This window comes from Priestia iocasae, from assembly GCF_016909075.1.
GTDB lineage: Bacteria > Bacillota > Bacilli > Bacillales > Bacillaceae_H > Priestia > Priestia iocasae.
Window position 1 is genome coordinate 452,399 of sequence record NZ_JAFBFC010000002.1, and the last position, 13,332, is coordinate 465,730.

The following is a 13,332-nucleotide window of genomic DNA, read 5'->3' on the forward strand; positions in this document are numbered from 1 at the left end:
ACGATAACTTTTCTTCTTTTATTTTACTGAAATTAGGATGAAAACACCAATAATCTTTCCTTCCAATAGATAAATCCATCTAGAAAAGTAAGGAGAGTTAGCGATGAATACACCCAACAAGCTTTGACCCCATAACGTATAGGGGGTGATGTTCATGAAGGAAAAAAGAGATTTAGTAGGTGTGACTTATGTGCTTGTCATTGCAGCTATTTTAGTCGTTTGTAACATTTATACGATGATTCCAATTTATGAAGCAGTAGCTAATGATTTTTCCATTCAGGTGGAAGAATCTCTTTATGGAAGCAGCTTTTTTACGTTTTTTTACGCAGGTGGTTTGTTAACTTTTGGAGCTCTTGCTCAACGAATGAATCATAAAACAATTATTGTCTTTGGACTTTTACTTTCTGCTTTTACGACCTTTTTTGTTGCATTATCACCAACTTCGCTTGTTTTGTATATCACTCGTTCCATTCAAGGCTTTACATTAGGAAGCTTTGCACCTGTTGCTTTTGCGTATACCTTTGAATTATTTTCACCCTCAAGAAGAACTCTTGTCTTAGCTCTCATCAACACAGGGTTTCTTATTGCTGGCATTGTAGGTCAGCTTGTCAGTATGATTATTTTGCATGTATCAAGCTGGGAATGGGTGTTTGTGACATTTAGCTTTACTTATTTAGGTTTGTTTTTAGCTACCTTGATGGTCCTTCCTACTTCTTCACCAAAAGCAGTAAACCATTCTACTGTTTGGTCTTCCTTTCGGCAGCATCTTTTTAACTACGAGCTATTAAAGCATTATTTAATTACTTTCACCTTAATGTTGTCCTTTGTTTGCTTTTACGAAATGCTTGCAAAGTATTTTTTATCAGCTGCTTCTCTAAGCGAAAACTCGGTGTTCATCGTTCGTTCCGTTGGATTAATTGGCGTTATTTTATCTTTTTTTACCGGTCGGATTATTCATCAATATGGTGGTCGAAAAACGTTACGTATAGGATTCATACTCGGTATTCTTTCCCTCACTTCAATCATTAGCTATCCATCTATTTGGAACATTGCTTTTTCATCTATCTTTTTTGTCGCAGCCATCTCATTGCTTTTACCTAGTATCATTACATGCATTGGAACCGAAGCGAAGCAACATCGAACATCCGCGATTTCACTTTATTCTTTTATTTTACTTACGGGTGCTAGTATGGCACCTCTGTTAGTCAAACGACTATCATTCAACGATTCTCTTCTCCTGCTGATTTCTTTGTTTGTTATTGATTTTATATTGACTCACTTTCTAAAAGACACTGCAGTGTGATAGACATATTCACCAATGAAAAAAAGTTTAAAAAACCGATTCATCCCCCACTTACTCACTGTGTTCCTTGAGGTGGGGGTCTTCTGGGTAAAAATGATAAAAAAACTGCCCTTACATTCAGCTATAATCCTGAATGTAAGTAGCAGTTTTTAGAATCATTCCGTTGAAAGGTTTACATCATAATTCCACCATCTACATGAAGCACTGTACCATTAACGTAATTCGCTTCATCAGATGCTAAGTATAAGTAGGCATGGGCGATATCTGACGGCTTACCGAGGCGTTGCAGTGGTATTGTTGATTTGACTTGGTTTATCACTTTTTCAGGTACGGCTGCTACCATATTCGTTTCAATAAATCCTGGGGCAACAGCATTAACCGTAATATTTTTGCGAGCAAGCTCTTTGGCCCACGTTTTGGTCATCCCAACAACTGCTGCTTTTGCTGCTGCGTAGTTCGTTTGACCAATATTTCCATATACACCTGATACAGAAGACGTATTGATAATTCTTCCTTGCCCTTGGTCAATCAGATGAGGCACAACCGCTTGGGTACAATGAAACACGCCTGTTAAATTAACATCAATAACTCGTTGAAAATCTTCGACCGCTAATTTTGTCAAAAAGCCATCCTTTGTAATACCTGCATTGTTAATTAAAATATCAATCTTTGAAAAGCGATCTATTACTTGCTCAACCATTTGATCTACACTTTTTCGATCAGCTACATTGACTTGAAAGAATTCCACATCTTTTCCTTCTGCTTGTAATTCTTCCGCACGCTTTCTTCCTGTTTCTTCATCGTAATCAACCATCGCTACTTTTGCACCTTCACGCAAAAACACTCTCACACTCTCTAATCCTAATCCATTGGCAGCACCTGTAATAACAGCAACTTTGTTCTCTAATCTCATTTCTCTACCTCCTTATATCAAAAAGTTCAATTAGTACCATCCACTAATCAATTGTTCCCATTTACCCATTTTTTCTCTCTATCTATATACCCAATATGGTAATTGTACTAACTACCGCTTACTTTATAAGTATTCTTCAAACAGAAAAATATTTAACATTTTTTACTAATAATGAGGCGATGTCCAATTTCATGCTGTACAAGTCAATTGACAAGCGAAACGTTCTATTTATGACATAACTAAACAACAAAAAAAGGATTAAGACACTTATGTTTGTCTTAATCCTTTTGCTGCCCCATCCCTACATTTAAATGAGCTTCAATTCTTTTACCAACAAGCCATAAAATAAAAATAATGACGGCTACAATAACCGTTTTGATTGGCTCTTTAAAAAATGAGACAAAGTCTGCTCCGATAAAGCTCATGACAAATACCATCACCATTTTTCCGCAAAGTACAGCCAGTGTAAATTGAGCAACACTAACACGAGATAACCCGGCTACAATGTTAATCGCTGCTGATGGTGTAAATGGAAAGCAAAGCATTAAGAATAAGGGACCAAATCCGTGTCTCTCTACCCAAATCATAATTTTTTTAATTTGCTTGTGCTTTCGTAGAAACGAAAAGAACCGCTCTCGCCCAAATCGACGAACAAGAAAGAATACAGCTAGTGATCCTGCACATGTTCCAATCCATGAAATAAGAAAACCCAACCACAATCCAAAAGCAGCAGCGTTTGCCATCACAAACGCAAAAAGTGGTAAAACGGGTAAGAAGGCTTCGAGCATAGGTAATAAAAGGCCTGTAATTAAGCCGAATGATCGATATTCTTCTAATAATTTCAATATACCTTCTAATGTAAGATATTGTTGTAACGTATCAAAATTCATTCACTAATCTCCTTATCGCCCAAAACTTCACTTACTGCTTATTTTACCTTTTTCTTTTCCTAATTAAAACATTTCCAAACATAAGGGCTATGGCAGATAGGGCAAACGGGCCCCCATTTGACACAGCCCACAAACTTTATGAAATCATTATTACAGGTAGTGATCGAACCACTCTGTTATATGATTTAAACGAGCATTTCTTAATATAGGAGGGCCACTTCGGGATAATTCGTGATTTGCCTCTGGAAAACGAACAAATTTTACGTCTTTTTCTTTTCTTTTTAATGCTATAAATAGCTGCTCAGCTTGCTCAATTGGACAACGGTAATCTTTTTCACTATGTAAGATTAATAGTGGTGTTTCAACATTTGATACAAGACGTAGTGGAGAATGGTGCCATAGCTTCTCAACATCTTCATAAATATCTGCTTTTACTTCCCATTCTGTAAAATAATAGCCAATGTCACTAACACCATAAAAGCTTGTCCAATTCGAAATACAGCGCTGTGTAACCGCTGCTTTAAAGCGATTTGTTTGACCAACAATCCAGTTTGTCATGAACCCTCCGTAACTGCCTCCTGTTACACCTAACCGGTTTGAATCTATAAAAGAATATTGATCAATTGCTTCATCAACGACTGACATTAAATCTTCGTAGTCCATTCCACCATAATCTCCACGTACGGCATCAACAAATGCTTGACCGTATCCTCTACCTCCACGTGGGTTTGAGAACAACACAGCATATCCTTTGGCTGCTAATAACTGAAATTCATACATAAAGGTGTTGCCATACATCATATGTGGTCCACCATGAATTTCTAAAATAAGCGGACACTTCTCTCCTTCTTCATAGCAAGCAGGCTTCATCAACCAACTTTGAAGGAGCAACCCATCTTTTGCCGTCGTGTAAAATGCTTCGGCTGTAACCAGTTCTACTTCTTCCATTAACTCTTTGTTTACGCTCGTAATCTGAACCAGTTCTCCCGTCATTAAGTTTAACGTGTAAAGATCTCCAGGATGAGTAGGCTTACTAATTCCAATGACTGCTTTATGCTGGGTTGGATGAATGGATAAACTATACACATGCAAGTCTTCCAGTAAAGATGGATACATTTCCCCGTGGATGGTTCCGTAGTAAACTCCGACATTCCCTTGATCACTCATCATAAAATAGAAGCCTTGACTATCACTTGTCCATAAAATACCTGGATTTGTACGCCATGAATGAAGATCTCCAACCATTACATCTCCTACTTCGACATCCCACTCACTGGTCAAGCATGTGAATGATTGATGATGCAAATGATAAATCCACACTTTATGAACGGTTGCTGATTGATATTCTCGTTCATTACCAATCATCGCTAAATAAGTTCCATCTGGTGAAGCTGATACATTCGTGAAAAAACCTTTTCCATTCGTAATGTTTGTCATCTCTTTCGTTTCCAAATTATAAATGAATACATCCGAATGTAATGATAACCCTGGATTTTTTGCACGATTGGCTGTAAACGTAATCGCAGATTGATCTGGTAGCCAACAGCCGATAGTATGATGATATGGTCCGGTGGTTAACTGCGTGACCTCTCCGGTTTCAACCTCAACCATCATAATTTGAGAATAGCAGCCTTTTAGAAAACCACTTGCATCAGATTTATATTGAAGGCTATCCACAACAAGCGGTTCAAGCTTGTCTGAAGCTTCTTTTTCTTCATGATCTTTTATCTTTGTTGAAAATAGTAAATAACGACCATCTGGTGACCATTCAATGTTTGACACACCTCGCTTACAGTCAGTTAATTTTCGTGCTTCACCACCATTTGAATGAACGACGTAAATTTGAGGTATACCCGAGCGAGTTGATAAAAATGCAACATGATTTCCTTCAGGTGACCACTTAGGTGCATAATCTTTTTGTTCACCGTACGTCCATTGAACAGATTCACCCGTTTCTAAATTCATCATATGTAAGTGCGAATCATACTCTTCTGTTTCTTTATTAATTCCATGTAATACATAAATCACTCGGTTACCATCGGGCGATAACTGAGCGTCATAGACCGATTTTAAACGATATAAATCTTCTAAAGTAACTAATCGCTTTTTTGACATATTTGTCTCCCTCCCTTGCTTTTATTGTACTATACTCGCTGTCGTGATATCGATTTTTCAAGGTGTAACAATTAAAAAAACTAAAAATTTAGAAAATTAGTTGTTTTTTTCACTTTGCATCTATATACTAATAAAAAGACTCAGAGGTGATTTTTCATGAAAAACGAAAAGTCGTATACCGAAATGATGAAGTCGTTAGCCCGCAAGAAAAGAACGATGGACAACATTAATATGTTAGATGTCTACATTGACATGATTATTGATGAGTCGTTATTTAAGAGACGAAAAGAATTATTAGAACAAAGTATTGATGATGCTCTAGACAATCGTGACCAGCAAACGTTTCGTGACCTCGCCAAACAGTATAAACTCTTAATCCAATCTGCTACTTAATCAACAAAAAATCCTTCACGCATTGCTGCATGAAGGATCATTTTTGTGACACATTATGCTTTTGTAAATTGATCTGCTTCTGTTGACCCTTTTAAAGCTGTTGTCGAAGACGTGCCTCCTGATACAACTTGTGCTACCTCATCAAAATAACCTGTTCCTACCTCACGTTGATGTCTCGTTGCAGTATAGCCGTACGCCTCACTTGAGAACTCTCTTTGTTGTAATTCTGAATAAGCTGCCATTCCTCTTGTTTTGTACCCACGAGCTAGCTCAAACATGCTGTGGTTTAATGCATGGAAACCTGCTAGTGTAACAAATTGGAATTTATATCCCATTTTTGCAATTTCACGTTGGAATTTCTCGATGGTTTTTTCATCAAGTTTTTTCTTCCAATTGAACGATGGAGAGCAGTTATACGCTAACATTTTACCTGGGAACTTTTCATGAATCGCTTTTGCAAATCTCTCCGCTTGTTCTAAGTTTGGCTCAGATGTTTCACACCAAATTAAGTCCGCATAAGGTGCATAAGATAGACCTCTTGCAATTGCTTGATCTAGACCTGCACGTGTACGATAGAATCCTTCTGCCGTACGCTCACCTGTAATAAACTGACGATCTACTGGATCAATGTCACTTGTAATGAGGTCTGCTGCATCTGCATCTGTACGTGCAATTAAAATGGTTGGAACACCCATTACATCTGCTGCGAGGCGTGCAGAAATTAAGTTACGTACCGCTGTTTGTGTTGGCAAAAGAACTTTTCCGCCTAAATGACCACATTTCTTTTCAGATGATAACTGATCTTCAAAGTGAACCGCTGAAGCACCTGACTCAATCATGCCTTTCATTAACTCAAATACATTTAATTGACCACCAAATCCTGCTTCTGCGTCTGCAATGATTGGTGCAAAGTAATCAATTTCATCTTCCCCTTCAAGATGTTGAATTTGATCTGCTCGTTGAAGCGCTTGGTTAATTCGCTTTACGACGTGAGGCACACTATTCGCTGGATATAGACTTTGGTCTGGATACATTTGACCCGCTAAGTTTGCATCTGCTGCTACTTGCCATCCGCTTAAATAAATAGCCTTTAATCCTGCTTTTACTTGTTGAACTGCTTGATTACCAGTTAGAGCTCCTAACGCATGAACGTAATTCTCGGTTTGTAATAAACCCCAAAACTTTTCAGCTCCACGTTTTGCTAATGTATGTTCGATATCGATAGAACCTCTTAATTTAATTACATCTTCAGCAGAGTACGTACGCTCAATACCTTCCCAGCGCTTATCATTTCTCCAATTTTCTTCTAATTTTTGAATACGTGAATTTGTCATAATAAAAACCCTCCTATTAATAAATAAAATAATGATTTATAATCCAACTGAATCACTTTCTTTATTAAAGAATTTCATAACCTCTTAATGTTAAAAAGTCTGCAAATTCTTCTTGTGCAATTAATTGATCAAAGAGCGCTACAGCTTCTGAAAAACGTCCTGAATTGAATCGCTCTGAACCAAGTTGTTGCTTAATCTTTTGCAATTCTTCTTGCTTTAATTGTTCCACAAGCTCAAACGTTACATCTCGGCCATCTTTTAGCTGCCCTTTTGGATGACGAATCCACTGCCAAATTTGTGCTCGAGATATCTCTGCCGTTGCAGCATCTTCCATTAAATGATGAATTGGCGCTGCTCCTCTTCCACATAACCATGATTCAATATATTGAATTCCGACGTTAATATTTGTTCGTAGACCGTCTTCTGTAATTTCGCCTTTCGGTACTTCTAATAAGTTCTCCGCTGTTACATGTACATCTTCTCGTTTTCTATCAATCTGATTTTTCCCCGACATTACCTTATCAAATACTTCCATCGCCACTGGGACAAGGCCAGGATGCGCGACCCATGTGCCGTCGTGCCCGTCATTTGCCTCACGCTCTTTATCATTTCGAACCTTCTCAAACGCTAGACGATTTGCTTCGTCATCATTTTTAACAGGAATTTGAGCAGCCATGCCACCAATCGCATGAACATTCCTTCGATGACACGTTTGAATGGCTAAAAGTGAATAAGATCTCATAAATGGGACTGTCATCGTGACAAGAGCTCGATCCGGTAAGATAACATCCTTTTGATGACGTAGCTTTTTAATATAGCTAAAGATATAATCCCAGCGACCACAATTTAAACCAGCTGAGTGCTCCCTTAGTTCATATAAAATTTCATCCATTTCAAAGGCTGCTAAAATTGTCTCAATTAAGACGGTGGCTTTGATTGTACCTTTTGGAACACCTAAGTATTGTTGTGCATAAATGAACACATCGTTCCATAAACGTGCTTCTAAGTGGCTTTCCATCTTTGGTAAGTAGAAATAAGGTCCACTTCCTCTATCCATTAATGCTTTTGCATTGTGAAAAAAGTACAACCCGAAATCTACTAAACTTCCTGACATTGGCTCGTTTTCTACTAAAAGGTGCTTTTCTTCAAGATGCCATCCACGTGGACGTACAACTAGCGTTGCTACATTGCTTTTTAATTGATATGTTTTACCATTTGGTCCTTCGTAGGAAATCGTCTTATTCACAGCATCTCGCAGGTTAATTTGACCATCTAATGCATTTTCCCACGTTGGAGAGTTGGCATCTTCAAAATCAGCCATAAATACTTTTGCACCGGAATTTAGTGCGTTAATAATCATTTTACGATCGACGGGACCTGTAATCTCAACACGCCGATCTAACAAATCATTTGGAATAGGTGAAACCGTCCACTCGCTATTTCGAATATGTTCGGTTTCTTTTAAAAAGGTGGGAAGCTTTCCATCATTAATTTCTTGTTGACGGATGTTTCTTTGTTGTAGTAGTTGTTTTCTAGTTGAGTTGAATTTCGTATGAAGGGATTTCAAAAATTGCAGAGCTTCTGGTGTTAAAATCTCAAGATGATTGGGAGTCGTTTGGCTAGCAATTTGAATACCACTTGTGCCTATTTGCATAGAATGAACACACTCCTTCCTCTCTTTTGTTATAAAACAGATTGTTATTCACATTAGTTATTATATAACAGAATATTCTAAAGAGGAACACTTTTTTTGAAAAAATTTTCCTTATTCAAGTTGTCCACTCCTTAAATCTTCCCTTATCATAGGTACGCCCCTTTCAAAACTTTTAGCACTAAAAAGAGAAAAGTTTTGAAAGGGGCGTTTTTCTAAGCAAAAAACCTTGAAAATCTGCTCGTTTCACTGAATTTAGCAGATCTACTATGTGAAGTTCTTTGTTCCTTTTACTGTTTATCTTCTTCAATAAATTGAATACGTTCTAAAATGGTTGGATGACTGTAACGAAACACTTTCACTAAATAAGGTGGATTTACTTGTGACAATCCTGACTTTGTTAATTCTTGGAACGTTTTTACAGCGGCTTGATGATCGCCTGTCAACTCAATAGCATACGTATCTGATTGAAGCTCATGAGAACGTGAAATAACATTTGTAAACGGACTAATCATAAACGTCATAAGAGAAAACAAGAGCAAAATCAGTGGCAAGGACGACAGATCACGAATAGATGAAAGATGAAGTACATGCCCCCATTTTCGAATCGTCAACTGTGCAAAATACTTCGTTAAAAATAAACCAATGAATGATAAACCAAGAGCTAGTAACATGCCCCCATAAACATGCTTCTTAACATAATGACCCATTTCATGTGCCATGATGAATAAAATTTCATTGTCCCCTAGCTTTTCTAATGTCGTATCCCATAATACGATACGTGAATTAGAGCCAATACCTGTTACATATGCATTCATTGAGTTCGTTTTTTCAGACATATTTACTTCATACACATTCTCAGCTGGAATATTGGCTTCCTCTGCTAGATGTAATATCTTTGCTTCTAGCTCTTTATCCTTTAACGGATAAAAGTCATTATAAAGTGGATCAATAACAACAGGTTGAATAAAGGTTAAAAAGAGTGTAAATGGAATAGATAAAGCCCAAGCAAACAACCACCAGCGCTTTTTAAACTTTCGGATGAGCCAATATAACACAATAACAATACCAGCCATCATCACATAACTAATCCAAAAATCAATAAACATATCTTTCATCCAACTTTGAAATGACTGCGTTGTAATGTTATAGCTTGTTGATAATTGATAACTAATAAAGTCGAGCGGAAACGAAATGACAAGCAGTACAAGTGACAACCAAAACACATAGATTGCCGTTTGAAACATTGTTTTTTTACTAATCTCTTTTGACCACTGACTAAATTTCTTCGAAAACCCAAAAGCTAAAATAAGAACAAAGGCTAACCACTCATACGGAATTCCTATAAAAAACAACACGTTGCGGATTTTTGAATATTCCTCACTTAACATAAGCTCTCTTGCATTCATAAATGTTGTCGGGTCAACACTCGTCCCTTTTAATTCAGCAGGAATAGATGTATCGCTCACGTAAAATAAATAGACATAGATCAGCAATGAATACAGTAAAAAGCCAATTACTGACCATGAAATTAACTTTCGCACCTTGTCCCCCTCCTTTATGTACAACCTTCTTCTTGTTATTATTTTAAGTGTAAGTTCTGTATTTAGAACCAAAATAAAAAGAGGCGGTCACCAAAAGTGTAACCACCTCTTATTGCACTAATACCTCATATTATTAAACTAAAAGCGCACGATCATTCGTAAGCTGAGACCCTCGAATGCGCTGAAATTCTTGTAATAACGCTTCAATTGTTAACGATTTCTTTTCTTCCTCTTCTACTTGTAAAATAATTTGTCCTTTATCCATCATAATGAGCTTATTCCCTAAATATAAGGCTTGCTGCATATTATGTGTCACCATTAGTGTTGTTAAATTCAATCGTTCAACAATCTCTTTTGTAAGCTCTGTAATACGCTCTGCTCGAGACGGATCTAACGCAGCGGTATGCTCATCTAATAGTAAAATACGCGGCTCTGTAAAGGTCGCCATTAGCAACGACAATGCTTGGCGTTCTCCTCCTGATAAAAGCCCAACTTTGGCGTCAAGTCTATTCTCAAGACCTAGCTGTAGCTGTTCGAGCTGTTGCTTGAAGAAGACACGCTTCTTTTTTGTTACACCAAATGCTAACGTACGTTTTTTCGTACGATTAAACGCAATAGCTAAGTTTTCTTCAATCGTTAAATGAGGAGACGTTCCTGCCATTGGATCTTGAAATACTCTTCCAATTAAACTAGCTCTTTTTTGCTCTGACCATGAGCTAACGTCTTGATCATGGATTAGAATGTCTCCAATATCACTTTGTAATTTACCAGAGATAATATTCATCAATGTTGATTTTCCTGCTCCGTTACTTCCCACTACGGTAACAAAATCCCCTTTGTTTAAAGAGAGAGAGACATTGTTAATCGCTATTTTTTCATCAACTGTTCCCTCGTTGAATACTTTATGAATTTGTTTTAGTTGCAGCAATGGTCTCACCTTGCCTCTCTGTTAGCATTCTTTCTGCTCGTCTTGCTTTTTTACGCTGCCCTTCTTTATACTGCTGAATGGCTTTTGGAAGTAATAAGGCCATGATGACAATTGCAGCAGTAATTAATTTCAAATCTCCTGTTTCTAAAAACTCAACTCGAAGTGCCAACGTTACAATTAATCGATAGATAATGGCTCCTAAAATAACCGCTAATGTCGCTCTTACGATTGTCTTTGAACCAACAATGGCTTCACCAATAATAACAGAGGCGAGACCAATTACAATCATCCCAATTCCCATTCCGATATCACTAAATCCACTATATTGAGCAATTAATCCACCTGAAAACGCAACAAGTGCATTTGAAAGTCCTAATCCAACGATAATGTACGTATCTGTTTTTCCTGCAAAACTGCGGATCATGGCAACGTTATCACCTGTTGCTCGAAGTGCTAATCCAATTTCTGTTTTAAGAAATTGATCAAGTAGAACTTTTAATATAGCAATTAATACAATCATTAAAAATAGAATAGCCCATGTTTTCGGCAGCCAGTCATTGAGCCCCATTCCAGCTAACAAGCTGTTAATGCCCTCGTCTATTGAACCAAATAAGTTAACTATAGACGTAAACATTGTTTCTTCTTGAAGAAGTGGGACATTTGATTTTCCCATAATACGTAAGTTAATCGAATAAAGGGCAATCATCATTAAAATACCGGATAAAAGTGCATTAATCTTCCCTTTTGTGTGCAATAAACCAGTCATACATCCTGTAATAAATCCACCGATAAGTGCAAAAACAGACGCTAACACTGGATGTACCCCATTTACAATACTCACCGCTGCAATCGCAGCTCCTGTTACAAAGCTACCGTCAACGGTTAAATCAGGAATATTTAAGATTCGAAATGAAATATAAACACCGAGTGCCATGATTGCATAGATGAGTCCTGCTTCAAATGAACCAAATATGGCAGTAGACATCTTAACCCCTCTTTTCTATGTCTGAACTATTGTCTAAACGATAGGGCTGTGTCAAAAAGAGCAAAAATCACTCCATTTTGCACAACCCCAAAGGAAATCTTTCTTATTGTTTTCTTAAGCACGTTACTCTGTATACTCTGCTTCTTTATCCCACTCTGGTAATAATTCAATGCCCATGTCATCCGCTGCTTTTTTATTAATCAATAATTTTAAATTATCAGGGTATTGAACTGAAATGTCTGATGCTTTCTTTTCACCTTTTAAAATGCTTGCAGCCATTTCACCAGATTGATAGCCAATATCAAAATAGCTAAAGCCGTATGCTGCAAAACCACCGCGATTCACCGAATCTAATTCCCCAACGTAAAGTGGGATGTCTTGTTCAGTTGCTACTTGAATGACTGATTCTAATGCTGAAACGACTGTATTATCCGTGATGATATAAAATACATCTACTTTACCAATTAATGATTCCGCTGCCTGTTTTACTTCAGCAGACGTTGAAACGGATGCTTCCACTAGCTTTAAGTCCGTACCTTCTGCTGCTTCTTTTACCATCTTAATTTGAGCGACTGAGTTTTGTTCTCCCGAATTATAAATGGCGCCAATTCGTGTTCCTTTTTCGTGTTGCTCAATAAACTTCACTGTGTTTGGAATTGCATCTGGGTGAGTATCCGTAGTCCCAGTAATATTGTCTCCAGGCTCTTCGAATGATTTAACTAACCCCGCTCCAACAGGATCTGTAACCGATGTGAAAATAATTGGAATCTCTTTTGTTGCATTTAGTGCCCCTAATGCACTCGGTGTCGAGTTGGCAAAAATCAAATCTACGTTATCGCCTGCAAAATTGGTAGCAATTGATTGATTGGTACTCATATCTCCTTGTGCAATTTGCACATCATACTCAACTTCTAGTCCTTCTTCCTTTAAGGCTTCTTTAAAACCTTTTAATGCTTCATCTAGCGAAGGATGCTCTACAATTTGTGTAACCCCTACCTTAAACGTTTCTGTTTTGGACTCACTTTCACCACCTGTACCTGCTGTGTCAGACGAGCCACATCCCGCTATTAGCATCGTTGATAACAAAACCCCTGCTACTCCTGCCATTCTCTTTTTCATCGTAATCCCCCTTTTAGTACTGCTTCGCTTTTATGTGTTAAATTATAACCTATAACTTAGAAGATTCAAGTTTATTTTCTAAATATTATAAATTTTATTACAAACAAAAAACTTGCTCATTCTAAGTAAATGCTTTCATCAACTTAGAACGAGCAAG

At 37.4% G+C, this 13,332-nt stretch carries 11 protein-coding genes; 2 read left to right on the forward strand and 9 right to left on the reverse strand.

Annotated features, from left to right (window positions below):
- Positions 1-154 precede the first annotated feature (154 nt).
- Positions 155-1,303: an MFS transporter gene (locus JOC83_RS07330; RefSeq protein WP_205185797.1), complete on the forward strand. Its 1,149-nt coding sequence runs from the start codon at positions 155-157 to the stop codon at positions 1,301-1,303.
- A 172-nt stretch (positions 1,304-1,475) separates the two neighbouring features.
- On the opposite strand, the gene fabG is transcribed toward JOC83_RS07330, so the two are convergent.
- The 3 genes from fabG to JOC83_RS07345 form a co-directional block, all read right to left on the reverse strand.
- Positions 1,476-2,216, reverse strand: a complete 741-nt coding sequence (gene fabG / locus JOC83_RS07335; protein ID WP_205185798.1) for a 3-oxoacyl-ACP reductase FabG — start codon at positions 2,214-2,216, stop codon at positions 1,476-1,478.
- 278 nt (positions 2,217-2,494) lie between these two features.
- Positions 2,495-3,106, reverse strand: coding sequence for a TVP38/TMEM64 family protein (locus JOC83_RS07340; RefSeq protein WP_205185799.1), 612 nt, complete (start codon positions 3,104-3,106; stop codon positions 2,495-2,497).
- Between the two features lie 150 nt (positions 3,107-3,256).
- Positions 3,257-5,221, reverse strand: coding sequence for a S9 family peptidase (locus JOC83_RS07345; RefSeq protein ID WP_205185800.1), 1,965 nt, complete (start codon positions 5,219-5,221; stop codon positions 3,257-3,259).
- Positions 5,222-5,377: 156 nt separating this feature from the next.
- Between JOC83_RS07345 and JOC83_RS07350 the strand changes: the two genes are divergently transcribed.
- Positions 5,378-5,614 (forward strand): IDEAL domain-containing protein, encoded by a 237-nt coding sequence (locus JOC83_RS07350; protein ID WP_205185802.1) that lies wholly within the window; start codon positions 5,378-5,380, stop codon positions 5,612-5,614.
- Positions 5,615-5,667: 53 nt separating this feature from the next.
- Here JOC83_RS07350 and aceA read toward each other — a convergent pair whose 3' ends face one another.
- The 6 genes from aceA to JOC83_RS07380 form a co-directional block, all read right to left on the reverse strand.
- A complete protein-coding gene (gene aceA, locus JOC83_RS07355) occupies positions 5,668-6,948 on the reverse strand; it encodes an isocitrate lyase (protein ID WP_205185804.1) in 1,281 nt (426 codons plus the stop codon).
- Between the two features lie 64 nt (positions 6,949-7,012).
- Complete coding sequence (gene aceB, locus JOC83_RS07360) at positions 7,013-8,602, reverse strand: malate synthase A (RefSeq protein ID WP_205185806.1); 1,590 nt, start codon at positions 8,600-8,602, stop codon at positions 7,013-7,015.
- A 287-nt stretch (positions 8,603-8,889) separates the two neighbouring features.
- On the reverse strand, positions 8,890-10,143 hold the full coding sequence (locus tag JOC83_RS07365; RefSeq protein ID WP_205185808.1) for a M48 family metallopeptidase: 1,254 nt from the start codon (positions 10,141-10,143) through the stop codon (positions 8,890-8,892).
- Positions 10,144-10,276: 133 nt separating this feature from the next.
- Positions 10,277-11,071, reverse strand: coding sequence for an ABC transporter ATP-binding protein (locus JOC83_RS07370; RefSeq protein ID WP_205185816.1), 795 nt, complete (start codon positions 11,069-11,071; stop codon positions 10,277-10,279).
- Entirely contained in the window at positions 11,046-12,056 is a 1,011-nt protein-coding gene (locus tag JOC83_RS07375) for an ABC transporter permease (protein ID WP_205185818.1), read from the reverse strand. The genes JOC83_RS07370 and JOC83_RS07375 overlap by 26 nt, the downstream gene beginning before the upstream one ends.
- Before the next feature lie 123 nt (positions 12,057-12,179).
- A complete protein-coding gene (locus JOC83_RS07380) occupies positions 12,180-13,175 on the reverse strand; it encodes an ABC transporter substrate-binding protein (RefSeq protein WP_205185820.1) in 996 nt (331 codons plus the stop codon).
- Positions 13,176-13,332 lie beyond the last annotated feature (157 nt).

What these genes read in the sequence shown, in the direction of transcription:
- JOC83_RS07330 (WP_205185797.1), top strand. Translation starts at nt 155, where the DNA reads ATGAAGGAAAAAAGAGATTTAGTAGGTGTGACTTATGTGCTTGTCATT.
- fabG (WP_205185798.1), bottom strand. Translation starts at nt 2,216, where the DNA reads ATGAGATTAGAGAACAAAGTTGCTGTTATTACAGGTGCTGCCAATGGA.
- JOC83_RS07340 (WP_205185799.1), bottom strand. Translation starts at nt 3,106, where the DNA reads ATGAATTTTGATACGTTACAACAATATCTTACATTAGAAGGTATATTG.
- JOC83_RS07345 (WP_205185800.1), bottom strand. Translation starts at nt 5,221, where the DNA reads ATGTCAAAAAAGCGATTAGTTACTTTAGAAGATTTATATCGTTTAAAA.
- JOC83_RS07350 (WP_205185802.1), top strand. Translation starts at nt 5,378, where the DNA reads ATGAAAAACGAAAAGTCGTATACCGAAATGATGAAGTCGTTAGCCCGC.
- aceA (WP_205185804.1), bottom strand. Translation starts at nt 6,948, where the DNA reads ATGACAAATTCACGTATTCAAAAATTAGAAGAAAATTGGAGAAATGAT.
- aceB (WP_205185806.1), bottom strand. Translation starts at nt 8,602, where the DNA reads ATGCAAATAGGCACAAGTGGTATTCAAATTGCTAGCCAAACGACTCCC.
- JOC83_RS07375 (WP_205185818.1), bottom strand. Translation starts at nt 12,056, where the DNA reads ATGTCTACTGCCATATTTGGTTCATTTGAAGCAGGACTCATCTATGCA.
- JOC83_RS07380 (WP_205185820.1), bottom strand. Translation starts at nt 13,175, where the DNA reads ATGAAAAAGAGAATGGCAGGAGTAGCAGGGGTTTTGTTATCAACGATG.